Source organism: Thermostilla marina (genome assembly GCF_054657455.1).
This window is the reverse complement of the sequence record NZ_BAAHYR010000001.1, coordinates 1,077,040-1,101,224: the sequence shown is the minus strand read 5'-3', so window position 1 is coordinate 1,101,224 and position 24,185 is coordinate 1,077,040. Positions and strand designations below refer to the sequence as shown.

General features: G+C 61.3%; 20 protein-coding genes. 11 read left to right on the top strand and 9 right to left on the bottom strand.

Features of this window, described 5'->3' with window-relative positions; genetic code table 11:
* Positions 1-223 precede the first annotated feature (223 nt).
* The 4 genes from thrS (at position 224) to rplT (ending at position 3,999) form a co-directional block, all read left to right on the top strand.
* Positions 224-2,188 (top strand): threonine--tRNA ligase, encoded by a 1,965-nt coding sequence (thrS, locus tag ACYQ2I_RS03925; RefSeq protein ID WP_460165687.1) that lies wholly within the window; start codon positions 224-226, stop codon positions 2,186-2,188.
* Between the two features lie 224 nt (positions 2,189-2,412).
* A complete protein-coding gene (gene infC, locus ACYQ2I_RS03920; protein ID WP_460168397.1) occupies positions 2,413-3,036 on the top strand; it encodes a translation initiation factor IF-3 in 624 nt (207 codons plus the stop codon).
* A 252-nt stretch (positions 3,037-3,288) separates the two neighbouring features.
* A complete protein-coding gene (gene rpmI, locus ACYQ2I_RS03915; RefSeq protein ID WP_460165686.1) occupies positions 3,289-3,492 on the top strand; it encodes a 50S ribosomal protein L35 in 204 nt (67 codons plus the stop codon).
* 150 nt (positions 3,493-3,642) lie between these two features.
* On the top strand, positions 3,643-3,999 hold the full coding sequence (gene rplT / locus ACYQ2I_RS03910) for a 50S ribosomal protein L20 (RefSeq protein ID WP_460165685.1): 357 nt from the start codon (positions 3,643-3,645) through the stop codon (positions 3,997-3,999).
* Positions 4,000-4,095: 96 nt separating this feature from the next.
* Here the strand turns inward: rplT and ACYQ2I_RS03905 are convergent, their stop codons facing one another.
* Together ACYQ2I_RS03905 and ACYQ2I_RS03900 are read right to left on the bottom strand one after the other, a co-directional pair.
* Positions 4,096-5,037, bottom strand: a complete 942-nt coding sequence (locus ACYQ2I_RS03905) for a class I SAM-dependent methyltransferase (RefSeq protein ID WP_460165684.1) — start codon at positions 5,035-5,037, stop codon at positions 4,096-4,098.
* Positions 5,034-5,558, bottom strand: a complete 525-nt coding sequence (locus ACYQ2I_RS03900; RefSeq protein WP_460165683.1) for a nitroreductase family protein — start codon at positions 5,556-5,558, stop codon at positions 5,034-5,036. The genes ACYQ2I_RS03905 and ACYQ2I_RS03900 overlap by 4 nt, the downstream gene beginning before the upstream one ends.
* Positions 5,559-5,726: 168 nt before the next feature.
* Here ACYQ2I_RS03900 and ACYQ2I_RS03895 point away from each other — a divergent pair, with 168 nt between their 5' ends.
* On the top strand, positions 5,727-6,029 hold the full coding sequence (locus tag ACYQ2I_RS03895) for a gamma-butyrobetaine hydroxylase-like domain-containing protein (RefSeq protein WP_460165682.1): 303 nt from the start codon (positions 5,727-5,729) through the stop codon (positions 6,027-6,029).
* Positions 6,030-6,097: 68 nt separating this feature from the next.
* On the opposite strand, the gene ACYQ2I_RS03890 is transcribed toward ACYQ2I_RS03895, so the two are convergent.
* The 5 genes from ACYQ2I_RS03890 to ACYQ2I_RS03870 all read right to left on the bottom strand — a co-directional run bounded on the left by ACYQ2I_RS03890 (position 6,098) and on the right by ACYQ2I_RS03870 (position 12,652).
* The gene (locus tag ACYQ2I_RS03890) at positions 6,098-7,696 is read right to left on the bottom strand and encodes a hypothetical protein (RefSeq protein WP_460165681.1); all 1,599 of its coding nucleotides are present in this window, start codon (positions 7,694-7,696) and stop codon (positions 6,098-6,100) included.
* Complete coding sequence (locus ACYQ2I_RS03885; protein WP_460165680.1) at positions 7,693-8,652, bottom strand: ABC transporter ATP-binding protein; 960 nt, start codon at positions 8,650-8,652, stop codon at positions 7,693-7,695. The genes ACYQ2I_RS03890 and ACYQ2I_RS03885 overlap by 4 nt, the downstream gene beginning before the upstream one ends.
* Positions 8,649-10,604 carry a hypothetical protein gene (locus tag ACYQ2I_RS03880; protein ID WP_460165679.1) on the bottom strand — a complete coding sequence of 652 codons (1,956 nt, stop codon included), beginning with the start codon at positions 10,602-10,604 and terminating at the stop codon, positions 8,649-8,651. Before ACYQ2I_RS03880 ends, ACYQ2I_RS03885 begins: the two co-directional genes overlap by 4 nt.
* Positions 10,601-10,981, bottom strand: coding sequence for a hypothetical protein (locus ACYQ2I_RS03875; protein ID WP_460165678.1), 381 nt, complete (start codon positions 10,979-10,981; stop codon positions 10,601-10,603). The genes ACYQ2I_RS03880 and ACYQ2I_RS03875 overlap by 4 nt, the downstream gene beginning before the upstream one ends.
* A gap of 273 nt (positions 10,982-11,254) precedes the next feature.
* A complete protein-coding gene (locus ACYQ2I_RS03870; protein ID WP_460165677.1) occupies positions 11,255-12,652 on the bottom strand; it encodes an aspartate ammonia-lyase in 1,398 nt (465 codons plus the stop codon).
* Positions 12,653-12,970: 318 nt separating this feature from the next.
* On the opposite strand from ACYQ2I_RS03870, the gene panD reads away from it, so the two are divergent.
* Complete coding sequence (gene panD / locus ACYQ2I_RS03865; RefSeq protein WP_460165676.1) at positions 12,971-13,318, top strand: aspartate 1-decarboxylase; 348 nt, start codon at positions 12,971-12,973, stop codon at positions 13,316-13,318.
* Between the two features lie 22 nt (positions 13,319-13,340).
* Here the strand turns inward: panD and ACYQ2I_RS03860 are convergent, their stop codons facing one another.
* Positions 13,341-13,817, bottom strand: coding sequence for a tetratricopeptide repeat protein (locus ACYQ2I_RS03860; protein WP_460165675.1), 477 nt, complete (start codon positions 13,815-13,817; stop codon positions 13,341-13,343).
* Between the two features lie 386 nt (positions 13,818-14,203).
* Between ACYQ2I_RS03860 and mutY the strand changes: the two genes are divergently transcribed.
* On the top strand, positions 14,204-15,352 hold the full coding sequence (gene mutY, locus ACYQ2I_RS03855; RefSeq protein ID WP_460165674.1) for an A/G-specific adenine glycosylase: 1,149 nt from the start codon (positions 14,204-14,206) through the stop codon (positions 15,350-15,352).
* Positions 15,353-15,381: 29 nt separating this feature from the next.
* Here mutY and serA read toward each other — a convergent pair whose 3' ends face one another.
* On the bottom strand, positions 15,382-17,022 hold the full coding sequence (gene serA / locus ACYQ2I_RS03850) for a phosphoglycerate dehydrogenase (RefSeq protein ID WP_460165673.1): 1,641 nt from the start codon (positions 17,020-17,022) through the stop codon (positions 15,382-15,384).
* Positions 17,023-17,367: 345 nt separating this feature from the next.
* Here serA and purN point away from each other — a divergent pair, with 345 nt between their 5' ends.
* The 4 genes from purN (at position 17,368) to ACYQ2I_RS03830 (ending at position 24,173) form a co-directional block, all read left to right on the top strand.
* Positions 17,368-18,021 (top strand): phosphoribosylglycinamide formyltransferase, encoded by a 654-nt coding sequence (gene purN, locus ACYQ2I_RS03845; RefSeq protein WP_460165672.1) that lies wholly within the window; start codon positions 17,368-17,370, stop codon positions 18,019-18,021.
* Positions 18,022-18,458: 437 nt separating this feature from the next.
* Positions 18,459-20,231 carry a formate--tetrahydrofolate ligase gene (locus ACYQ2I_RS03840; protein WP_460165671.1) on the top strand — a complete coding sequence of 591 codons (1,773 nt, stop codon included), beginning with the start codon at positions 18,459-18,461 and terminating at the stop codon, positions 20,229-20,231.
* A gap of 406 nt (positions 20,232-20,637) precedes the next feature.
* Positions 20,638-22,308: an L-fucose/L-arabinose isomerase family protein gene (locus ACYQ2I_RS03835; protein ID WP_460165670.1), complete on the top strand. Its 1,671-nt coding sequence runs from the start codon at positions 20,638-20,640 to the stop codon at positions 22,306-22,308.
* Positions 22,309-22,610: 302 nt separating this feature from the next.
* The gene (locus ACYQ2I_RS03830; RefSeq protein ID WP_460165669.1) at positions 22,611-24,173 is read left to right on the top strand and encodes a xylulokinase; all 1,563 of its coding nucleotides are present in this window, start codon (positions 22,611-22,613) and stop codon (positions 24,171-24,173) included.
* The last annotated feature ends 12 nt before the right edge of the window (positions 24,174-24,185 follow it).

The following is a 24,185-nucleotide window of genomic DNA, read 5'->3' as shown; positions in this document are numbered from 1 at the left end:
AAGCAAAGCCGACGAGGTGCGCTTTTCAACCGGCGATGAAAAACCGATACTGGTAAGGTTGATTGACGCCTCGCGCGATCGCGCCCCTTTCGGGTGGCCCACGGCGGTATTCCTCTTCGGAGTCCGCCCCGGAGGTCTCCTGCCGATCCGCGAACGTGCCGGTATTCTCATCGGGCGATCACCGGTCGCCTGTTTTTTTGTTGATTGAACATAGGCCGAAACCATGCTGCGAGTCGTTCTCCCCGACGAAAGTGTGCTCGAATTCGACGAGCGAGTACGCGCCCTGGATGTTGCCGAACGCATCAGCCCCCGCCTGGCGAAGGCAGCCTTGGCCGCTCAAATCGACGGCACGACCGTCGACATCGGCACGTATTTGCCGCAATCGGGAGAAGTCCGCCTCAAAGTGCTCACCGCACGCGACCCCGAAGCCCTCGAAGTCATGCGTCACTCGGCGGCACACATCATGGCGAGAGCGGTCATGCGCGTGTTCCCGAACGTACAACTGGCATTCGGCCCGCCCGTCGAAAACGGGTTTTATTACGACTTCGAATTACCCGACCGCATCCGCGAGGAAGACTTCGCCAAGATCGAAGATGAAATGGCGAAGATCATCGCCCTCGACGAACCGTTCGAGCGCATCGAGATGCCCCGCGACAAAGCGCTCGAACTGCTCCGGGAACTCGGCCAAACCATGAAGGTCGAACACCTCGAGGAAGGGCTCGCAGAAGAAGAAACCGTTTCGTTCTACCGGCTGGGCGAATTCATCGACCTTTGCGAAGGACCGCATGTTCCCACCGCCGGAGCGGTCAAGGCATTCAAGCTCTTGTCGGTGGCGGGCGCCTACTGGAAAGGCGATGCCTCGCGGCAGCAGCTACAGCGATTGTACGCCACCGCCTGGTTCGACAAGAAAGACCTCAAGAAGTACCTGCACCGCCTCGAAGAGGCCAAGAAGCGCGATCACCGCGTGTTGGGCAAGCAACTCGAGTTGTTCACGATCGATCCTACGGTCGGCTCGGGACTCGTTCTTTGGTTGCCCAAAGGGGCGATCATCCGGCACGAGCTGGAAACGTTCTTGTTCGATGAATTGATGCGGCGCGGCTATCAGCCGGTGAATACGCCGAACATCGGTCGAGTCGAATTGTACCAGACGTCGGGCCACTATCCCTACTACGCCGACAGCCAGTTCCCCCCGATCGAAATGGCCGACGGCGATCGGTACTTGCTCAAGCCGATGAACTGCCCGCACCACATCATGATCTACAAGTCGAAGCCCCGCAGTTACCGCGACTTGCCGCTGCGTTTGGCGGAATTCGGGACGGTATATCGTTTCGAGCAGTCGGGCGAATTGAGCGGCATGACGCGTGTCCGCGGATTCACGCAAGACGATGCCCACATCTTTTGCACGGAAGAGCAGGTCGCCGACGAGTTCCGCGCCTGCATCGAAATGACGCAATTCGTACTCAACACGCTGGGCTTCACCGATTACCGCGTCCGATTGAGCTTCCGCGACCCGAACAGCGACAAGTACGTAGGAGATCCCGAGGTGTGGGAGAGGGCCGAATCGGCATTGGCCGAAGTGTGCCGCAGCATGGATTTGCCGAACCTCGAAACCGCCCTCGGCGAAGCGGCTTTCTACGGTCCGAAGGCCGATTTCATCGTCTCCGACTGCATCGGGCGCAAATGGCAACTGGGCACGGTGCAATTGGACTACAACCTTCCCAGCCCGCAGCGATTCAACCTCGAATACATCGGTCCCGACAACCGCCCGCATCATCCGGTGATGATTCACCGCGCGCCGTTCGGTTCGCTGGAGCGGTTCACGGGCATCTTGATCGAACATTTTGCCGGGGCCTTTCCGCTATGGCTGGCACCGGAGCAGATTCGCGTGGTCACCGTCAGCGAGAAGTTCGAAGAATACGGCCGTAAGGTGCTCGCCCGCTTTCAAGAGGCCGGCTTGCGCACCTCGGGAGACTTCCGAGCCGAGAAGATCGGTGCCAAGATTCGCGACGCCCGCTTGGAAATGATCCCCTACATCGCCGTTGTCGGCAGCCGTGAAGCCGAAAACGGCACCGTCGCCCTTCGCGATCGGATCGAAGGGGAACTGGGCGCCTTGCCGATCGAGGACGTCGTGGCACGACTGCAAGAGGAAATCGCTGCGAAGCGTATCCGGACGAAGGCCGACGGGTGACGCCCCGACGGCGATGTCGCCTGGCGGGCGCCGGGCGGGAAAATCGCCGCCGACGATTTCGCGGATTTCGCCCCCCAATGGGAGTTGATTTTGCCGATTGATTTGTCAATACTCGAAGGGCTTGAATACCGCTTCGCGGCGATTGTCCGGCAGGTTTTGGCCCGTGACTCGTAGGGGTTGGAACCGGCCGGGTGATCCGGCAGAGACGCGAGGCGCGTGTGTGAATTCGGTCGAGGGCGACGCGCCCTCATTGTCGTTCCCTGTCACAGGAGGCTCTCCCCATCGAGGACAAACAGTATCGCGTGAACGAAAAGATCAGGGTTCCCGAGGTTCGCCTGATCTCGGAGGACGGACAGCAATTGGGAGTCGTCCGTCGTGAGGAGGCACTGGCTCGCGCGCGGGATGCGGGGTTGGACTTGGTCGAAGTCGCGCCGAACGAGCGTCCCCCGGTTTGCCGAATCATGGACTTCGGCAAATTCAAGTACATGCAACGCAAGAAGAGCCAGAAGTCCCACAGCCACCATATGAAAGTCAAGGAGGTCCGCGTCCGACCTCGAACGGGTGAGCACGACCTCCAGGTCAAGATCAACCGCGCCCGGCAATTCTTGGAACAAGGGCACAAAGTGATCGTCTCGGTACTCTTCCGAGGACGCGAACTGGCGCACATCGAAGAAGGCACACGCGTGCTCGAGCAGGTACTCGAGGCTGTTCAGGACGTCGGCAAGCCCGACGGAAGGCCGTCGCGTCAGGGCCTGCGACGCATCGTGTGCACGGTTTCCCCGTTACCCGGTGCCCGCAAGCAAAAACAAGACAAAAAAGACGCGCCAAAAGACGCCGCGGCCTCATAACCCCCCTACTTGGTGGATCGAGCGTCTTTGGCCGATCGCGTCAAGGCGTTTTTCGCCCGATGCCCCCTTCTTGCGGTTCGACGCATCTCGTATACTACGGGTTTCCCGTAGTCGAGTAAGCGTCCGAACGGGGAGAGGGTATCCTTTCTCTTTCGGGCTTTGTCGCCGCCCGTCGGGAACGTCGGCGGCATCATGGCACATTTCCGGCAGCGGCATCACCGTTGCCTCCACCGAACACACGAGGCTGTACCAATGCCGAAGATGAAAACCCACAAAGGGGTCCAAAAGCGATTCCGCATCACCGGCAAGGGCAAGCTCAAGCACCGCAATGCCGGTACGAGCCACTTGGCGACCCGCAAGACGCAAAAGCGCAAACGCAACTTGCGTGGTACCGGCGTGTTGGCCAAGGCCGACACCAAACGGTTGGTCGAAGCGTTGGCCGGCAACAGCCGCTGACCGAGGGTTCGTAACCTTCGAACTCGCGTACCGCCTACCGAGTTGCGGAATTCGTCATCGAAAACGTGTGCATACCGGGCGGGTAACCAACGCTCGAATCGTTTCGGCGATCTTCGAGGGCCTTGATTCCCGGCAAAGAAAGGGTCATCGATGCGTACCAGGACAAGTTCGACTCGTCGTCGTACGAACAAGAAACTCTTCCGTCGTGCCAAAGGATTCCGCGGGGGACGCGGAAAACTGATCCGCACGGTCAAAGAAACGCTGCTGCGAGCGGGGAACTTCGCCTACCGCGACCGGCGCGCCCGCAAACGAAACATGCGGCGATTGTGGATCATCCGCATCAGCGCCGCCGTTCGCCAGCGAGGCATGCTCTACAGTCGGTTCGTCGCCGGTTTGAAGAAGGCTAACATCGAACTGGATCGCAAGATGCTCGCCGATATGGCCGTCCGCGATCCCGAAGCGTTCGATGCGGTCGTCGATGCCGCCAAGGCCGCCCTCGACGGCTAGGCATCCCGAGCGTTCCGAAAGCCGACTTGGTCTGCCGTCACCGAGCCGATCGGCGTGTGCGCCGTCATGTGCCGAGTGCGCGGCGTTCTCCGGTCATCACCGGCGAATCCACATCGCCATGTTTCCGGCGGGCAAGCAGGCATCGGCCCCATCGATGATCGGAATCGTCATCTCTCCGGCCGTAACCACGCCGTCAGGCTCTTCCGTCCCGTGGCCGCCAACGGCGCCCGTCACGCAGGCTTTCAGCCGCGGCGTATCGAATTCCGGCGTATGGCAGGTCAACAGCAAGAACGCCGGCCCCTCGTCGGCGAGTAAGGCCGTTGTCGCCTCCAACAGCCGCGGAAGGTGTTGCTTCGCGCGAAACACCTCGCCGCGAGGGCCGTGTCCGTAGCTGGGCGGATCGAGCACGACCCCGTCGTAGCGGTTTCCTCGCTTGTTCTCGCGGCGAACGAACTTCCATGCGTCCTCGGTGATCCAACGGATGGGTCGATCGGCGAGGCCGGCGTGTTCGGCATTGCGACGTGCCCAATCGACGACGTTTCGGGCCGCGTCGATGTGAACGACTTCGGCACCGGCTGCTGCGCAAGCCATCGTGCTGCCGCCGGTATACGCGAACAGGTTGAGGACCCGGCAGCGACCTTTCTTCTCGAGACAGCGACGGACGGCAAGCATGAGTCGCTTCCAATTGGGCAACTGCTCGGGAAAAAGCCCCACGTGGCCGAACTCGGTCAGTTTCAGCTCGAATTGACACGGGCCCAAGCGAACGAGCCATCGGTCGGGCAGCTCGCGGGCGAAAATCCACTTGCCGGTTTTGCGCGGCCCGCGATCGAAGTAGGCATCGGCCCGATCCCAGATTTCCGGTCGACACCGTGGTGCCTTGGCCGCCGGGGCCGGACGATCGAGGACGAACGGCCCGAACCGCTCCAACCGCCGCCCGTGACCAAAGTCCAACAGGGCATAGCCGTCGGCGTCATCGGCCGCGACGAAGAGACGACGGGCGTCGTCGAGTTCGGGGAAGCTCGCCTCGCGGTCGCTCATGCCCAGGCGTCTCCCCAGCGGTTGCGGCATACACGCTCCGGCTCATAACGATCGTCACTGGCACGGGTTTCCGCGGGATGGCCGACGATCACCAGGCTGTGGGCCTGCACGTGATCAGGCAACCCCAACAGTTCTTTCAGCCCTTGCATGCGATGTTCCCGAGGATAGACTCCCGTCCACACCGCCCCCAATCCCATCGCATGTGCGGCCAGTAACATGTTCTGTACGGCCGCGGCGCAATCGACGACCCAGTATCCTTTCGATTTTTCGAGATTCAGATCGCCGCAGACAAGAATCCCCACCGGCGCCCGTGCGGCCATCTCGGCGTTTGGAAACCGCTGGGCGATCGTATCGAGAATTGCCCGATCGTCGATGACGACGAATCGCCACGGGCGCGCGTCGCGCGCACTGGGGGCCATCATGGCGGCACGCAATAACTCACGAATCGCCTCTTTCGATACGGGCTCCGCGGTGTAATTGCGGATGCTTCGCCGCGTGCGGATCGCTTCCAGCGCATCCATCGACACACTCCTTCCCTTGGCGGGCTTCGAGATCGCGCTACAATGTCGTCGGTACGCAGCCTCGCGTACTTTTCCCGTTCGTCTCTCACTTGAGCGTGTTCGATAATCGAGCGGTTGACAAGGTCGCCGTCGTGAAAATCGCCGTTTCCCCGATCCGATGGAAAGCCGATGACCAACGCCGTTCCCGAACGTCTCGACCTCGACGGAGACACCCTGCATATCACCTGGACCGACGGCCGCCGACTGCGGTACTCGGTGCGAGGGCTTCGCGGCCTATGCCCCTGTGCGGGCTGTCATGAAGAGCGGATACGCCGGGGAACCGATGACGCCCCTTTGCCCGTCGGCGACGACGTCCGACTTGCCGGCATGGAACCGGTCGGCAACTACGCCTATCGCCTGCGGTTCTCCGACGGCCACCAGACGGGCATCTATCGCTTGGAATTCCTGCGCGAAATCGGACAACCCGAATAGCCGCTCTCGGAGGCTCGTCGACGGTGAGCAACACGCCTGTTGCCGTTCGACGGCCTCGGCTTCGAGGGTCAATCCCACGGACTGAGCGGTTCCTCTTCTTTGGGGTGGAGGATTTTTTCCTCTTCGATCACGCGCTCGGGCTTCTCGGTTCGCGTGACCAGCATTTCGGCCCCCGAGCCTACCAACAGGTTCAGCACGAAGACGGCGCACGCCGCAGCCCCCAGCACCAACACGCTCTCCGACCCGCCGGAGCGGTCCCACACTCCGAACGGCGACAGATAGAACGCCTCGGGCGCCGACACGGTATTCCAATACGACTCGACCAGCGCCAGCATGACCTGAACGGTGACGACCAGCCCCAGCAACAACAGTTGCGTTCCCAGCCCCCACCAAATCGTGCGTTTTTCGAAAGGCACGAACAACCGCAGCATCAACAGACCGACGCCCAAGTACAACACGGCCTGCTCAATCAACAACACCAGCCCGCGCCACAGCCACCAGTCGTCTGCCAAGAAAGCGCTGGTCCCCCAAAACGCCGGAGGAACCGCCAATGACGCCAGCAGGCAGAAAATAAAGGCATACCCCCTACCCGGCCCGGGATAAAAAACGCCCAACAACAAATTACCCAATTGACTTCGCGGCAATTGGCGCCGTACACGACGCGACATCATCGGCGACTCGCCGATAATGAGGCTTCCGGCACCCCAGACCAAAACGACCGTCGGCATCAAACAGACAGCTATTGCGACCATCGTGTCGCGGTTCAACGTGTTTGCCCAATAAGTCATCCAGCCCGCAACACAAGCGACAACCAGCAACAAGGCGGCCCGAATAGCCGTCGAACGATTGTCGGTCGCGAAGGTCAACGCGGCCTTGATCGTCGCGATCATCAACAAAAAGATCGACGTACCGACCGTGGCAAATGCCGCCAGCCACAGCGCGACACTTTCCAACGACAGGCCGGCAAAAAACGCGGCCCCGCCCTCGAACATGAAGCTTATGAAACCGACGAACCCCCACCACAGCATCAGCAGCAAGAAAATCGTCGACAGCGTTCCGCGCACCAGCGGTTGGCGAATACACCCGATGAGCATGGCGGCGGTGCATATCAACAACGAGAGAACCGTCTCCAGAACCAACGCCAATATGGCCCCGGGCAACGACACGCCGCCGAGCATGTACGTGACGACCAGGCACGGCAGCACGACCGAAAAAAGGACGACGATTTCCAAAGCGACGACCGCCAGTTTTCCGAACACGATCCGCCAGGGATGCAAAGCGGTGATGCTCAGCAACTCGAACGTTTCGGCAGAAACATCGGCTGCCATCGAGCGTCCCGCTTGAATGGGCAAGCCGACCAGCAAGGCCAAACTTAGAACGATGAAGTAACCGCTGAACCAGCTCGCCCCCGAGTATTCCCCGACCTGATCCACGCGCATTTCCGCCCCAGCGGCGGCCATCAGGGTGTACAACCACGTTCCTACAACGAGCAAAATGAACGTCCATTGAAATCCGCCCGACTTGAACGATTGGCGAACTTCTTTCACGAAAACGGGGTTCAAGTGCGCGTCGATCCACGACGCGACGGCCGCCCATCGTGCACCGGCGACGGTATCCGGTGACGTTCGTACGGTTCCGGCAGATTCCGATGAAACCTCGACGGTCATTGCACGGCTCCCCGGGTGGTGCTCAAGAAGACGTTTTCGAGAACGGAACGGGTCGGCGCGAAGGTGGCGACGTCGAAACCGGCTTCGACGATCTGCCGCAGCAACTTCGCCCGTTCGAGGTGGTTTCCTTGCAATTCGACGACGATCTCAATCGTCTGGCGGCGGACTTGTCGCACGCCGGGCCGGCCGGCCAACCATGTCGCCAGTTCTTCGGCACGATCCACAGGTTCGATGCGCAACTCGGTCACGTCCTGACTGCGGCTTTCGGCGAGTCGGCGCTGAATCTCATCGACGGGTCCGACGGCGATCATGCGTCCGAGCTCGATGATGCCTACCACGTCGCAAATCTCGGCCAGCTCGCTGAGGATGTGACTGCTGATGAGCACGGCCTTGCCCTCGCGGGCCAGGTGCCGAATCATGTCTCGCAACTCGACGCGCGCCCGCGGGTCGAGCCCCGATGCCGGTTCGTCGAGAATCAACGCGGGCGGATCGTGCACGAGAATCCGTCCCAAGCTCAATCGCTGTTTCATCCCCTTGGAAAGCCCGGTGACGGGTTTCTCAGCCAGCGAATCCAATCCCGTGAAGGCCATCACCTCGGCCAGCCGCCGACGTCGATCTGCCGGCGACAAATCGTATGCGCGGGCGAAAAAGTCGAGGTACTCCCATACCGCCATGCCCGGGTAAACGCTCAAGTAGTCGGGCATGAAGCCCAACCGCCGCCGGGCGTATTCAGGATCGTCCACCACCGAAAACCCGTCGATGAAGCCCTCGCCGTAGCTGGGCAGATCGAGCGTCGCCAAAATGCGCATGGTAGTCGTTTTCCCCGCCCCGTTCGGGCCGATAAACCCGAAGACCTGCCCCGGATACACGGCGAACGAGATCCCCGACACCGCGCGGACCTTACCGAAGTACCGGTGTAGTTCCTGAACCTCGATGTACGGTTTGGCCTCGTTCATTGCCAACTCCCCATTACCAGCGAGCGCCCCGGCACCTCGCGAATTCGCGTTCCCACCGAGCACAGAAGCGGCTTTTCGGTCTCTACCAGAAACGCCCGTTCGCCCGGCACCGCACCGCCGCCAAGGACGTCCATGGGGCCACCGTCCGGTTCCCGGATTCGCCGCCCGGTTTCCGTGAGAAGTTTCGTGAAGCCCTCCACGATCGGCGCGTTCGTCGAATCGACAATCCCGGCGATCTCCGCCGGATCGATGAGTGATGTGGCGATCGACCTGACCTTCTCCGCCGACGCGGCAGGCACGTTCCGCGTTTCACCGGCGGGAAGATCCTCGAGCACGTAGAGCTTTTCGCCGTCCCGCACGATTCCTCGACGAATCGTCGTTCCAAGGCGGTTGGTCACACGCAACGTATCCCCCTGCGACTCCACATCGAGGCGTGCTTTCGTCGGTTCGTCTTCGACGACCAGAAAATGGCTCGACATGCGCGCCTGAAGCCACCCGCCGAGCACTTGCCGGTCACCGTCGAATTTCCACGAGTAGCTCCCCTGTCGCGACAAAAGGGGCCGATCGACCGGCAACACGCACACATCCCGCGGGAATACCAGCTCGCGTCCCAATGACATCCCCGGACGATACGTCTGCAACGAAACGGCGTGGACGCCTCCCTGCGATTGATCGAGCCATGCCGCCGAATAGATACGTCCGCGGACACCGATGCCGTCTTCGAAAAGCGGAACGATCACACCGACAAGGCTGACGATTCCTGCCGCCGCCGGTACGAGCACGGTCAATAGGTACGGCTGCTTGCTGCGCATGAAGAACCAAATAGATACGCCGCCCAGCAGCACAAAATAGAGGGAAATCAACCCGACGATCATCATCGGGGTGAGCAAATTCCACCGCGGAATCGCCGTTTCTACGTGTACCTGGTCGTGCGACCAAGGCGTCTCGCGAAATCCCAACGTGTTCAAATCACGCCGCCCGCTCTTCCACATAGTCGGCGGTCGATCGACCAGCATGATACGCCCCCAAGCAACGGCATAGACACGCCACTGCGCCTTCCCTGTCTCGCAGTCGAATGTGCCGCGGCCGACCGGTTGCGCAGCAGGCGGTAAAAACCGGGAACGCACTTCTTCTTCGCGTTCGGGAGACGCCACCAAAAGCAACGTGCCACCGTTGTAGGCCCAGCGACGCAGGGCCGCGATCGCCTCGGGACGCAGCTCTTCGAGGCGGTCCAGATCTTCTGCCGAGAGAAGAACGATATCGGCGTTCGTGTATCCAAGCCAGCTTGTCGGAAAGAGCGGCAAATCGAGCAGAAAAACGTTATCCCCTTCACGTGCGTCGACGACCGCTTCCTGCTCGCTCGCGACGTAGACGTTGTCGTGCGGTCCGGTCGACTCGAAGATCGACTGTAACGAAAGCCGTTCGCCGCAATTGGGCCGAAGAATTCGTAGTCGCTCGACGGGAGGCCCGATCCACCCCAATTGCTGTCGAAACGACGTGTTTCCTCGCACGATCAATTTGCCGTCGACATAGATGCGTATGTCTTCCGCCTGCCAGGTAGCCGAGGCAACATCGACGTTCATGACATAGGGAATCGCGCCTTCGATTCTTGCGGTCGGTGCCGCCGGATCGAGTGTCGTCGAGTCCTGCACGCGCAACCGCGACGCGAACGCTCCGGAAATCGGCACCTTGAGCTCGAAGTCGAGACGCCGCTCATTCGCCGACGTTCCCGCACCGATCACTTCGGTCCAACAAGGCGTGTAACCGTGCCCCCACATGGGCAGCATTCGCAATGTCGCTTGCTTGCCGTTGGGCAACGATACGGTGGACGTCTTGGGACCGGTTGCCGCACGACACTCGCGAACCGCGCCGGCCGTGACCATGCCGATCAAAGCCAAGAAAAGTATCCACCATCGACTGATGCCCGCCGGACGCCCGATTCGTGCGTTCATGATCGATCCTCCGTTTTCGCAGGCGGTTGCCCCGCCGAATCCGAATCGGGCACGATCGTCGCATCGTAGACGACGGTATCCTGAGGCGCCGCATTGGGAACCGATTCCGAAGGCGGCGGAGTTCTTGAATCGGCAAAAGGACTGCGCTTCGCGCGAATGCGCCGTGCCAGCGGCTGGGTCAACGCGGAAGCCGCGACGGCCCCGGCGAACGTCACGGCCGCCAGACAGAAAAAGACGGCGACCATACTTACGGCCCCAAGGATCCCCAGTGCCCAAGCGGCTTGTTCGGTCTTCGCATAGTACGCCACCGACCCCAAGACGGCCGCAACGACCATCACCAACAGCAGATGTCGCACGGTATGCCGAGGTAAGAACATCACCACGCCTCCCAAAGCCCGCTTGCCGAGTTCCGGGCGGATTCGATGTGCAAGAGGACGCGCCCGCCGACGAGACCAAGACAGAACGCCCGCAAACTTACGGCGACATTATCCGCGGACTCGCGCACCAAAGCAACAAAAACCCGCACATGGGGGCATCCGATGGTCATTCCAATGGTGTATTCGATTGCCCGGCCGCCTTCTTGGATCCCCCAAATGCGTATGTTTTTCGCGCATTGGTCCCAAACGCATCAATCCGTGGAGAGGCACGACTCAGTCGGGATAGCCCAATCGTGTTACCCGTTCGGGCGACGTAAGCTCGGCGAACTCCTCCGGGCTCATCAAACGACAGTCGCACACGAGCGAGCGAATACTCTTGCGCGATTCGGCGGCGACCTTTGCCAAACGCGAGACTTCTTCGTATCCCAGCTTTTCGACCAGTGCCGTCAGGGTCGCCGTGCTGTCGTGCACGTGCTTCCGACATCGCTCGACGTCGGCGGTCATCCCGGTGACGCACTTTTCGGCGAGCATGGTGCACGCGCGGGCAAGCAGGTCGATTTGCGTGAGGAGGCTGTCGGCCAGAAGCGGCAAGAACGCGTTCAGCTCGAGATTGCCCGCGGCAGCCGCCTGCGTCACGATCGCGTCATGTCCGATGACCGCCATCCCCGCCTGGACGGCCGCTTCGGGAATGACCGGGTTGACTTTGCCGGGCATGATCGACGATCCGGCTTGACGCGGCGGCAACTTGATCTCCCCCAGCCCCGCCTCCGGCCCCGAGGCCATCAGCCGCAGGTCATTGCCTATCTTTACTAGATTCGCGGCGCAGGCCTTGAGAATTCCCGACACTTCGACGAACACGTCGGCGTTTTGCGTCGCGTCCACCAAATTTTCCGCGCGTGCCAACGGCAGGCCGGTAATCTGTCGCAAGTGTTCGACCGCTCGAAAAATGTAGCGCCGGGGGGCGGCGAGTCCGGTTCCCACGGCCGTCCCGCCCAAATTGAGCACGCGAAGGCGTTCGGCACATTTGAAGATGCGCCAGCGATCGCGGGCGAAAGCCTCGGCGTAGGCACCCATCTCGCGTCCCAGCGTGATGAGGACGGCATCTTGCAGCTCGGTGCGGCCGACTTTGACGACCTCGGCAAACTCGTGCTCTTTGACCTGAAAGGCCTCGGCCAAAGCGACGACGGCCTCTTCCAATCGTCGAAGCTCGTACAATGCCGCCACCCGCACGGCGGTCGGAAACGTGTCGTTGGTCGATTGATGCAAGTTCAAATCGTCCAACGGCGAAAGGACGTCGTATTCGCCGGGCGCATGACCGAGCAGTTGCAGCGCGCGGTTGGTCAACACCTCGTTGACGTTCATATTCAGCGAGGTTCCCGCCCCTCCCTGGTAAGCGTCGACCACGATTTGTGCATCCAAGCGCCCTTCAGCCATCTCGAGGCACGCTTGCTCGATCGCCTGAAAGGTCGCTTCGCCCCAGCGACCGGCTTCCTGATTCGCGCGGGCACACGCCAGTTTCACCTGCCCGTACGCGTGGATGATCGCCGGGTGCACCGGTCGCCGTGCAAGCGGAAAGTTCTCCACCGCGCGGTGGGTGTGAACGCCCCACAAGACATGCGCGGGAAGCGTGACCTCTCCCAACAAGTCGCGTTCTGTTCGCGTGTCGCCCATCCAAGTACCTTATATCAGTAATTATATTGCGTTTGTTTGTGCCGTCCGAACCAATTTCGTTTGACGATCGTACGGGCATCCGGCCCCCTTCTATTGCGGGGGAACGGTCGACGTTTCTCTCGCCGAGGTCTAGAATTATATGTTCGCTTCTCGGAAATGAGAGGGTTCCGGCGTGGGCGGAACGGTCGGCGTTCGCTTTGCATCTTCGCCGGCAGGGAATAACGGGTAGAGCCGACCGAATGCGGGTCGACCGCACCGAGGGACGATGCCGTCTCCGCCGCCTTTCGATCACATCGTTCCAATTTAGGAGTCGTTGCCGTGCAAAGGTTCATGCTGAAATCGAAGATCCACCGGGCCACCCTGACGGGTACCGAGCTGGACTACGAGGGCAGCATCGCCATCGATCGCGACCTGATGGACGCCGCGGACATGATCCCCGGCGAGCAGGTCCACGTGCTGAACATCAACAACGGCCAACGACTGATCACCTACGTCATCGAAGCGCCGGCCGGATCGGGCACGATCGAACTGAACGGTGCCGCCGCGCGACTCGGCCAAAAGGGCGATCTGGTCATCATCCTCACCTATTGCGCTCTCGACGACGCCGAGGCCAAGTCGTACACCCCCAAGGTGGTCAAAGTCGACAAGAACAACCGCATGATCTGACCGGGACGGTCCAGGGCGAGGCTCATTCTTCGTCATGTTCTTCGCCGCAGCCGTCGCACGGCTCGGCAATGCTGCCTTCCGGGTCGTGGATCTTTCGAGTCGCCTGCAACGGATCCTCGGGATCCCACGCCGCCATCTGCCGCCAGATCTCCTTCGCCTTTTCGATCTTCCCCAGTTGCACGAGGCACCGCGCAAGTCCGTCGGCCGCGTAGAACATCGGCCGGTTCGACAACTTGCGAAACGGCAATCGTCCGACGAATCGCTTCGGTAGGGCTTGCAACCCCAAATCGTAAGCGTAGCCGAAGTGCGCCCTGGCCAACTCCCAGTCGCCGTTTTGGGCGGCGATTTCGCCCAACAGCCGATGCCCTTCGAGCAGCCCGTCGCATCCGCCGACCAGCCAGCGCAACTCGTCGACGGCTACGTCGATCTCGCCCATTTCGAGCATCCGGCGGACTTCCTCCAGGTCGTCCTCGCGTTCCATCACGTCCCGAGGAAACACGAATTCATATTCCTCGACGTCACCGGTGTCGATACGGCGAAGCCGAATTCGCGACGATCGGGAACCGGAGCGTACCGCTTTACTCCTGCGGCCGCCGCGTTTTGTTTTTCGACCTCGATGTTTTTTGTCGGTCATGGGCGCGTTCGCACGGGCTTTCGGCGAGAATGACGTCCCTCACACCGCTACGACGGCGGAAGACTGTTTGCGGGGGCTGTTCGCATTCGCCCCGCGATTCGGTACATTGGATACGTTTCTGGAGGGCGCATGGAATTCGGCGACATTTCCGCGACCGGCATCGATGCGATGTCGGTTCGGGCCAGCTTACGCGGGAAGCCGAGAAAGGACAACTCCCGGCTCCGGAAATCAAAAGGGGGCAGAACGACTACATGACCGCCAACTCATCCGAGTCACCACTTTTCGTCGACATCCCCGAGCAAGTCTCCGCTTTCCGAAAGGCGATCCGACGCTGGTATCGACGGCAAGCCCGCGATCTTCCCTGGCGTGAAGACGACGATCCGTACAAGGTATGGATCAGCGAAACGATGCTCCAGCAGACGCAGGTGGGGACCGTCTTGGACTATTTCCATCGATTCCTCGAACGCTTTCCCGATGTGCGTACCCTGGCGGCCGCCGACGAATCGGATGTTTTACGTGTCTGGGAAGGGCTTGGATACTATCGCCGCGCCCGACAGATTCACCGTGCCGCTCAAATCATCGTCGAAGATTTCGGCGGTCGCATCCCCGACACCTACGAGGCGCTCGTTTCGTTGCCCGGCGTCGGGCGCTACACGGCCGGAGCGATTCTCTCGATCGCCTTCGGCAAACCGGTGCCCATTTTGGAAGCCAATACTCGTCGGTTGTACGCCCGGCTGATGGGACTGCGCGACGGTATCACCTCCGGCGCCCGCGAACGCATTTTGTGGGACTTTGCCGAAAAGCTGGTCGCCAAGCCGTCGCCGGGTGAACTCAATCAGGCGTTGATGGAACTCGGCAGCCTTATCTGCACGCCGCAGGCGCCGCAGTGCGACGAATGTCCCGTGTCCACATTTTGCGTCGCTTTGGCGGAAGACCGGATCGACAGCGTCGCGAGCACGCGGAAACAACCGGCGTCGATCGCCCGACACGACGTCGCCTTCCTGATTCGCCGGGCCGACGAAGTCTTGCTCGTGCAGTATGCCTCCGGCGGCCACTGGGAAGGTTTGTGGGAATTCCCGCGGGTCACCTTGCCGCAAGCGACCGAAAAACACCCCGAGCGCAAGGCGGCCGCGTTGTTCCAACGGCATTACAACCTACGTGCCCGCCCTGTCGGAAAGCGTCTCCGGCGAATCCACCACTCGGTGACCCGCTACCGCATCACGCTCGATTTCTTCGAGGCGGAACTCGAAGAGGACTTCCCCTCGACCGATCACCCCAAAAGCACCGCCTGCAAGACGTTCGATTACGTCGTCAAACGCTGGAAATGGCTGCGACGCGACGCGCTGTCGCAACTTCCCTTCACCGGCGCAGGTCGAAAGTTGGCCGGCGGTTTGCTATAGGGACGCCTTCGTTGTGGGGCGAACGACGATCAACGTCGGCCGCTGCTGCCCAGCCAACCGGGCACTTCGCCGGCGGGCGGCAACTTGGCGACGCACGCCCGCTTGATCGGTTCCAGCTTGAGTATCTCGGCGATGGCTTCGGCGGGCGGATAGCTGTCCAGCGACAAGACGCCGATCGCTTCGCCCCCCTGATCACCGTTCGCTCGCCCCACCGACAAGTAGGCGATGTTCACCTGGTGCCGGCCGAGAATCTCGCCCAGCTTACCGATCACGCCGGGTACGTCGCTATGCGTGGTCACAAGCAACGTCCCTTCAAGCGGGCTTTCCAGACGGAACCCGCCTTTGGCCACCAGTCGCGGCAGGCGTTTTCCGAACACCGTTCCGGCCGCGGAAACCGTGGTATTGCCGTTGGACACCTCGGCGGTGATCAGCGAGCCGAAGTCGCGAATCTCCTCGCTGCGCTCTTCCGAGAACTTGATGCCGCGTTGTTGCAGCAGAACCATCGCATTGACCAGGTTGACCGACTGGTCCAACACATGCTCGAGCAGTCCGGCGGCAAAGGCGGCCGACAACAAACGGGTCTCTTTTTTCGCCACTTCGCCTTCGTAGATGACTCGGCATGTCGAGGGGGCTTTTCGGTCGAGCTGCCCCAGCAACAAGCCCAGCCGGTACGCCACGTCGAGATAACCGCGGATCGCATCGAGGCTCTTGGGATCCAACGGCGCCATGTTCACGGCGTTGCGGATGGCACCCGTGGCGAAGTAATTGATCAGCAGTTCCGCCGCTTCGACCGCCACGTGCGACTGGGCTTCTTCCGTGCTGGCGCCCAAGTGGGGCGTGCACACGACGTTCGGTCGGTTGAAGAACGGGCTGTCGGTACACGGTTCGCTCGGATACACGTCGAGCGCCACCCCGGCCACATGGCCGCTTTCGAGGGCTTCGAGAACGGCCTCGTCATCGAAAATTCCGCCGCGGGCACAGTTGATGAGCCGGACGCCCGGTTTCATCTTGGCGATCTCGTCCCGCCCGATCATGCCGCGGGTTTCGTCGGTAAGCGGCGTGTGGACGGTCAGGTAATCCACCAACGGAAGCAACTCGTCGAGCGAATCGACGGTCTCGATGCCCAAGTCTTTCGCCCGTTGCGAAGGCAGGAACGGATCGTAGCCGACGATCTTCATCTGTAACGCGGCGGCACGTGCGGCCACGGCACGCCCGACGCGTCCCAGCCCGATGATCCCCAACGTCTTGCCGTTGACCTCGGTGCCCATGAACTTCTTGCGGTCCCAGCGGCCTTCGCACAGCGACTGATAAGCAGGGCAGATATTCCGCGACAGAGCCATCATCAGGGCAATCGTGTGCTCGGCGGTCGAGACGGTGTTTCCGCCGGGCGTGTTCATGACGACGATGCCGTTGGCGGTCGCGGCCTCTTTGTCGATGTTGTCGGTTCCGACCCCCGCCCGCACGATCGCCCGCAATCGCCGATTGCCTTCCAACACGTCGGCGGTAATCTTGACCCCGCTGCGACAGATGGCGCCGTCGAATTCGGTGAGCGCTTGCTTGAGTTCCTCGCCTTTGAGGCCGGTACGCACCTCGTACTCGATGTTTCCGGCCGATTCCAGAAGCGCGATACCGTCGTCCGACAACGGATCCAACACGATGACCTTGGGCATGGCGGGCAGTCCCCACACGTTGAGTGAAAGCAAGAAGCCGAACCGGGCGATCGGCGGTCGACGAACTCGGTGTGGTCAAAACGGCGCGAGGAAATAATGAGATCAAGTCTCAACTCCACCTCGCAGCGGCCTCGCCGTCACACCCCGAGATCCCTACCGCGTCGCCCCAAGCAGAAGAATCTATTGTCAGACCCGGCCTACACGGGTCAAGGGGCCCCTACACCACCCCGACTTGGGGCATTCCCGCCGCCTCACTGGTCAAGTCGCCGACGGTGTGTTACAAGTTCTACCATCGGGAAATCCCCCCAGCCCTTTCGGACTTTGCGGCAACAAGGGAGCTTTGTCGTGCCTCGACCGATCAAGCTGGCCGTACTCATCTCGGGCGGCGGAACGACTCTCAAGAACCTGATCGACAAGATCGATGCCGGGCAATTGAACGCGCGCATCGAAGTCGTCATCTCGAACACTCCCCGCGCCAAAGGGCTGCGATTCGCCGAAGAAGCCGGTCTCGAATACCACGTACTCGACTGGAACAGCTACGAATCGCCCGAGAAATTCAGCCAAGATGTCTTCGAGCTGTGCCGGAACAAGCGGGTGAAACTCGTCGTTTTGGCCGGTTTTCTCAAGCGACTCGTGATTCCCAACGACTTCTTCGGGCGCGTGGTGAACATCCACCCGGCCCTCATCCCCGCCTTTTGCGGAAAGGGGTTCTACGGGCGACACGTCCACGAGGCCGTATTGGAATACGGGGCCAAACTGTCAGGCTGTACCGTGCATTTTGCCGACAACGAATACGATCACGGCCCCATCATCCTGCAAAGGGTGGTCCCCGTCCTGGACGACGACACTCCCGAAACGCTCGCGGCGCGGGTGTTCGAAGCCGAATGTGAGGCCTATCCCGAAGCGATTCGGCTGATCGCCGAAAACCGTGTCGAAATCCGCGGCCGCAAGGTATACATTCATCCGGCCGAAGTGGAAGAGGAAGAAGAGCTTCCTTGATGCGACCGTCGAACAGCCGCGCGTGTCGATCCGGCATCCGTCCGTTTGCGATCGACCAAGATCGCGAACGGCACATGGTTCTGACGCGTCCCGGAAAACATTTTTTTGTTGACGCGCAAATCTCAAAGAACAGGCTGAGGAAAGCTGTACGGACCACGTTTTCGAGACATAATGGATTTTTCGCGTCCGATCGTAGACGACGATTCGTCTACTACTCGACCGGTCCGAACGGGTCCAATCGAGGCTTCGACCCGAACACGCAAGAGGCGGGGGTTGTGCTGGTATCCGTCTTCCCGTGCATCGTCGGATCGGTGCTCGTTCGTGTCCCCCCTTTGAGTGTCCCAGAGACATCAATTCGTTGATCGTCGTGCGCGACCGCTCGGCAATCCGGTCGAGAGGCAACGCGCCGACCCAGATTTCGGAGGGGAGTCTTTCTCATGCCCTTGGATCCGACCAAACATGCCGACTGGGAGATTGCCGTTGAAGCCGAATCGCGGATGAAAACCTGCTATCAGCTCGGTGAAGAACTGGGCCTCACCCGCGAAGAACTTCTCCCGCACGGTCACTACATCGCCAAAGTCGATTACCTGAAGATTCGCGAGCGGCTGGCCGATGCCCCCGACGGCAAATTCATCGAGGTCACCGGCATCACCCCCACCCCGTTGGGCGAGGGAAAATCGACGACGGTCATCGGCCTTCTTCAAGGGATCGGCAAGCGTAAGAAACGCGTGGCCGCAGCCATCCGCCAACCCTCCGGCGGCCCGACCATGAACATCAAGGGCTCCGCAGCCGGGGGCGGCTTGTCGCAGTGTATTCCGTTGGCCGAGTTCTCGCTGGGCCTGACCGGCGACGTCAACGCCGTCATGAACGCCCACAACTTGGCGATGGTCGCCCTGACTGCCCGCCTGCAACATGAGCGAAACTACGATGATGCACGGCTGGCCAAGATCGGAATCCCCCGGCTGGACATCGATCCCACCCGCGTCGAATTGGGCTGGACTATCGACTTCTGCGCGCAAGCCCTGCGAAAGATCATCATCGGGATCGGCGGGCGGATGGACGGCTACATGATGGAAAGCCGTTTCCAAATCGCCAGCAGCTCCGAAGTCATGGCCATCTTGGCAATCGCGCAAAGCCTCAAGGATTTGCGGGAGCGGATCGGCCGCATCGTCGTTGCTTACGACAAGCGGGGCAAGCCCGTCACATGCGAGGATCTCGAAGTCGCCGGTGCCATGACCGCCTGGCTTCGCCACGCCATCAATCCCAACCTGATGCAGTCGATCGAGGGCCAGCCCGTCTTCGTGCATGCCGGTCCCTTTGCCAACATCGCCATCGGACAATCGTCGGTCATCGCCGACCAGATCGCCCTGAAGTTGGCTGATTACCACATCACCGAATCGGGCTTTGGAGCCGACATCGGCTTCGAGAAGTTCTGGAACGTGAAATGCCGTTACCTGGGGAAAACACCCAATGTTTCGGTAATCACGACCACGATCCGCGGACTCAAGCATCACGGCGTGGCGGCGGGAGCGCCTCCCTGCCCGCCTGGGCGTCCCATCCCCAAAGAATACTTCGAAGAAAACCTCGGCTGGTTGGAGGCGGGTGCCGAAAACCTGCTGCATCACGTCGAGACGATCAAGCAGTCGGGGATCCACCCCGTCGTGGCCATCAACGTGTTCCCCACCGATACCGAAGCCGAAATCAAGCTGTTGCGTCGACTCGCCGAAAACGCCGGCGCCCGCGTCGCCGTCTCCAACCATTGGCGCTACGGCGGCGACGGCGCCCTCGAGCTGGCCGACGCAGTGATCGACGCCTGCGAGGAACCGGTCGACTTCAAGTATCTCTACGATCTCGACACGCCGTTGAGCGAACGCATCGAGCGCATCGCGCGAAAGGTGTACGGAGCCGACGGCGTCGCCTACTCGCTCGAAGCCGAAGCCAAGTTGAACGAATTCGAAAACGATCCGAAATACCGCGAGTTCGCCACGATGATGGTAAAGACGCACTTGAGCCTGTCGCACGATCCGACGCTCAAGGGCGTTCCCAAAGGCTGGACGCTGCCGATCCGCGACATCCTGGTGTACGGCGGCGCACGTTTCATTTGCCCGGTGGCCGGCGACATCAAGCTGATGCCGGGAACCGGGTCGAACCCCGCGTTCCGACGAATCGACGTCGACACCAACACCGGCGAGGTCCGCGGACTGTTCTGAGTCGGCCCGGAACAAAGCATCCCCATTGCGCATTGCGGCGGTTTCTTTCGGCCGACGATCGGTCGGAGGGAGCTGCCGTTTTCTTTTCCGCTTTTTTCGTCGACCTCACACCGCCGTCGAGCGACCGGACTGCGCTTTGCAGTGTATCGTGCGGGATTTTTTCGTTTTCGCGCATTCACAAACGCGATGTCGACGATCGGCGTGCGTTTGCGATGCTTCCACTTTGCCGCACTATCCTTCAAGAGTATGATGATGGTTTCCAAGGCACCGGGGGTCGCGGGGGAATCGGCTCGATCGCCCTGATCGCAATCGGCGATCGATTGTCGTTCTCGATGGTTCTCGTCGTCCCGCCCGCCCCCAAGGTACAAACCAATCTCGTTCCCCGTTATCGACCGGAGTGTCTTTCATGGCGTACGCGATCCCGAAGCTGAAAAGTCCCACCAAACTCAAGTCGAACGAAGTCTATCTCGTCGCCAGCGGCGATCTGCGCGATTCGGCGAACGAAGTGTGCTGGGACGCACAAAACAAGATGGAGAAGGCGCTGGCGAAGGCCGTGGAAGCGGCCGGGTATCGCATCGTGCGGGGACACCCCTACAAGCGCAACGTCAAGCACGGGTTCATCTCGTCGCAAAAAGAAGGGCTCGAAGTTTTTTCGCAGCTCGACCCCGACGCCAAATTGATCGTCGCCGAGGCCGTGTGGCAGTATTCGCACCACGTCTTGCCCGGCTTGCTCTCGCACCGCGGGCCGATCCTCACGATCGCCAATTGGTCCGGTCAGTGGCCGGGACTGGTAGGCCTGCTGAACTTGAACGCGTGCCTCACCAAGGCCGGCAAGAAATTCTCGTCGCTGTGGAGCAAGGACTTCACCGACGAATGGTTCCTCGAACGACTCAACAAGTGGCTCGAAACCGGCGAAATCAAACATCCTTTGCGGCACGTCAAACCGTATCGACGGGTCAAAATTCCCGCCACGCTCCAGCGACTGGGCAACGCTCTGGCCGAACAGTTGCAACGGCAGAAGTCGATCATGGGCGTTTTCGACGAGGGGTGCATGGGAATGTATAACGCGATCATTCCCGACGAACTGCTCAACCCCGTCGGCGTGTTCAAGGAACGTCTCAGCCAATCGACGCTGTACTATGAGACCACGCAGGTTTCCGACAAGGAAGCGCGCGAAGTCTACACCTGGCTGAAGAAAAAGGGCATGAAATTCGTGCTGGGCAAGAACCCGGAAACGGACCTGACCGAAGAGCAGGTTCTCACCCAGTGCAAGATGTATATCGCCGCCGTGCGGTTGGCCGACGATTTCGGTTGCGACACGATCGGCATCCAGTATCAACAGGGACTGAAAGACCTGTTGCCCGCCAGCGACCTGGTCGAAGGCATGCTCAACAACTCGGACCGCCCGCCCGTCCGCAGCCGTGACGGCCGCCGCATCTTGTTCAAGGGCCGGCCCGTCATCCACTTCAACGAGGTCGACGAATGCGCCGGTCTCGACGCATTGCTGACCAATCGTGTCCACGCGGCCATGGGCCAGCCGGTCGAAACGACGCTGCACGACGTCCGCTGGGGCGATTGGGATCAGTCGGGCACGGTTTCCGACTACGTTTGGGTGTTCCTGATCAGCGGTTCGGCGCCTCCGGCGCACTTCATCGACGGGTGGAAGGGCGCCTCCAGCGAGCGACAGCCGCCGATGTACTTCCGCCTCGGCGGCGGTACGCTCAAGGGCGTCTCGAAGCCGGGTGAAATCGTTTGGTCCCGCATTTTCGTCGAAAAGGGCAAGCTGCGGATGGACATCGGTCGCGCCGGCGTCGTCGAGCTTCCGCCGGAGGAAACCCAACGCCGCCTGAACGAGACCACGCCGCAGTGGCCGATCATGCACGCGGTGACCTACGGTATCGGTCGCGACGAGCTGATGGCCCGGCACAAGTCGAACCACATCCAAGTGGCCTATGCCAACAGCGCCCGCGAGGCCGACGCCGTCGCCATGGCCAAGGCGGCCATGGCCCAAGCGTTGGGGATCGAAGTGTACTTCTGCGGCAAACGGGCGGGCAACAAGCCTTGGCCCAAGGCGTAGCGCTCTCTGCCCGTGCGGCGTCTCGATGGGCAAGCCGCAAGACCATTCATCGCGCCCGCCGTTTTCGGCGGGCGTTTTTCGTTACGTTTCGTCCTCCGACCGCAACACCCCTGTTGCCGAAACATGCCGCCGTGCCCTTTGGAATTCGCCGGGGGGTTCGCAACGCACGGCGCCGCGAGTACAATCGCCGACAACCCGATACGTGACGATGCCGCATTTTTTCGGCCGTTCGGCGGCGTCGCATTCACGACACACGAAGCGAACACACAACCGAACGTGGTCGATTGGACGGGAGAAGGGTCATGGCTCAATCGCTCGAATGCGTCAAGAAGAACAGTGTGATCACCGGTTGGGACTTCAGCACCGGCGGCGTCAAGTGCCTGGCTTTCGACGTCGAAGGACGCGTACTGGCCGAAGTACGCCTTCCGACCGATCTCTGGTTCGGCGATTCCCCGAAGACGGGCATCCGTGAACTGAACTTGATGCAACTGGAAGGCCAAGCCTTCGCAAGCGTGCGGGCGATCGCCAAGGCCCTCGACGAAGCGGGCTTGCTCAACCGCTGGATTGCCGGAGGCATCTCGGCCACGCACCACACCGCCGGTCGCATCGACGCAAACGGCAACCAAGTCCGGCGTGCCATCTGCTGGAACGACGCCACCTTGGCCGAATATCACGCCGTCGGCTTGGAACGGCTCGGCGGTCAAAAAAGGGTCCAAGAGTTGATCGGCGGGCCCTGGGCCATCCGGTATTCGCTCAGCCATCTGGTGAAAGACGAAAGCACTCTCTCGGAGGCCGATTGGCGGCGCACGTACCGCATTCTGCCGCACGGTGCCTTGGCGGCAGGCTATCTGACGGGCAATTTCGACGTGTGCAGCGTCTCGGTGGCCGCCTCGACCGGCATCATGGACCTGCGCAGCCGCAAATGGTGCCGCGAGATGCTCGGGGCCTTGGAAAACGAAACCTACCGCCAATTGGCCTGGAAGCAGCTTCCCAAGATCATTCCGCAAGACACGCCGGTCGGAACGCTCAACGATGCCATGGCGGCCGTCGCCGGTATTCGCGGCAAGAATCGCCCGCTAATTTTCCCGACTTCCGACGATCAACAAGCGGGCCTGGTGGGCGGCGGGGCCGTCGACGCCGGGCAAGTGGCGGTCATCCTCGGGAATTCGGCCGTGGTGAACTCCTCGTCGGCCGATCGGCCCACCTCCGGCGAGCTCGACGTGATGCGGCTGAATTGGGGACCGTACTTGTGGATGCGGTGCTACAACAACGGCGCCCAGTTCCTCGACAAGGTCGTCGGTCCCAATCCCGATTGGGCGGCACTCGAAAGCGCGGCCGAGACCGTCGCTCCCGGCACGAACGGAACGTTGGTCATGCCGTTCGTGAATCCCGAACCGTCTCGCGGCATCAGCCTCAAACAGGCGAAGGTGCAATGGTTGCCCAAGAAGCCCCGCGCGGCGGGCGAGCAGTTCCGGGCGGCTCTCGAAGCGATCGCCTACCTCATCGCGATGGCCGTCGAAGAACACGAAGCGGCCGGTCAGAACATCAAGCGCATCACCGTTTCGGGCGGCATTGCCCGCAGCAACCTGATGTGCCGCATCCTAGCCAGCGTCCTCGATAAGCCGCTCGTCCGTTTGGAATCGGAGGAAGGGCCGGCGCTGGGAGCCGCCGTCACGGCCTTGGCGGCGATGGAGTCGCACTTGCGGAAAGAGAAACAAATCCGCAAGCGATTTACGGTCGGCGACGCGGTCGAGATCATGGTCCGCTTCCGCGATACGGTCGAACCGAATCCGGAATGGACCGCCGCGTACCGCAAGGGATTGACCGAGTTCCGCAAGCAAGTCGCCGCCCTGGCCAAGTCGTGATCGGCGAGGAAA

What these genes read in the sequence shown, in the direction of transcription:
- ACYQ2I_RS03885 (WP_460165680.1), bottom strand. Translation starts at nt 8,652, where the DNA reads ATGAACGAGGCCAAACCGTACATCGAGGTTCAGGAACTACACCGGTAC.
- ACYQ2I_RS03830 (WP_460165669.1), top strand. Translation starts at nt 22,611, where the DNA reads ATGGCTCAATCGCTCGAATGCGTCAAGAAGAACAGTGTGATCACCGGT.
- ACYQ2I_RS03840 (WP_460165671.1), top strand. Translation starts at nt 18,459, where the DNA reads ATGCCCTTGGATCCGACCAAACATGCCGACTGGGAGATTGCCGTTGAA.
- mutY (WP_460165674.1), top strand. Translation starts at nt 14,204, where the DNA reads ATGACCGCCAACTCATCCGAGTCACCACTTTTCGTCGACATCCCCGAG.
- ACYQ2I_RS03835 (WP_460165670.1), top strand. Translation starts at nt 20,638, where the DNA reads ATGGCGTACGCGATCCCGAAGCTGAAAAGTCCCACCAAACTCAAGTCG.
- rpmI (WP_460165686.1), top strand. Translation starts at nt 3,289, where the DNA reads ATGCCGAAGATGAAAACCCACAAAGGGGTCCAAAAGCGATTCCGCATC.
- ACYQ2I_RS03900 (WP_460165683.1), bottom strand. Translation starts at nt 5,558, where the DNA reads ATGGATGCGCTGGAAGCGATCCGCACGCGGCGAAGCATCCGCAATTAC.
- thrS (WP_460165687.1), top strand. Translation starts at nt 224, where the DNA reads ATGCTGCGAGTCGTTCTCCCCGACGAAAGTGTGCTCGAATTCGACGAG.
- ACYQ2I_RS03890 (WP_460165681.1), bottom strand. Translation starts at nt 7,696, where the DNA reads ATGACCGTCGAGGTTTCATCGGAATCTGCCGGAACCGTACGAACGTCA.
- ACYQ2I_RS03880 (WP_460165679.1), bottom strand. Translation starts at nt 10,604, where the DNA reads ATGAACGCACGAATCGGGCGTCCGGCGGGCATCAGTCGATGGTGGATA.
- rplT (WP_460165685.1), top strand. Translation starts at nt 3,643, where the DNA reads ATGCGTACCAGGACAAGTTCGACTCGTCGTCGTACGAACAAGAAACTC.
- ACYQ2I_RS03895 (WP_460165682.1), top strand. Translation starts at nt 5,727, where the DNA reads ATGACCAACGCCGTTCCCGAACGTCTCGACCTCGACGGAGACACCCTG.
- ACYQ2I_RS03905 (WP_460165684.1), bottom strand. Translation starts at nt 5,037, where the DNA reads ATGAGCGACCGCGAGGCGAGCTTCCCCGAACTCGACGACGCCCGTCGT.
- ACYQ2I_RS03875 (WP_460165678.1), bottom strand. Translation starts at nt 10,981, where the DNA reads ATGTTCTTACCTCGGCATACCGTGCGACATCTGCTGTTGGTGATGGTC.
- ACYQ2I_RS03870 (WP_460165677.1), bottom strand. Translation starts at nt 12,652, where the DNA reads ATGGGCGACACGCGAACAGAACGCGACTTGTTGGGAGAGGTCACGCTT.
- serA (WP_460165673.1), bottom strand. Translation starts at nt 17,022, where the DNA reads ATGCCCAAGGTCATCGTGTTGGATCCGTTGTCGGACGACGGTATCGCG.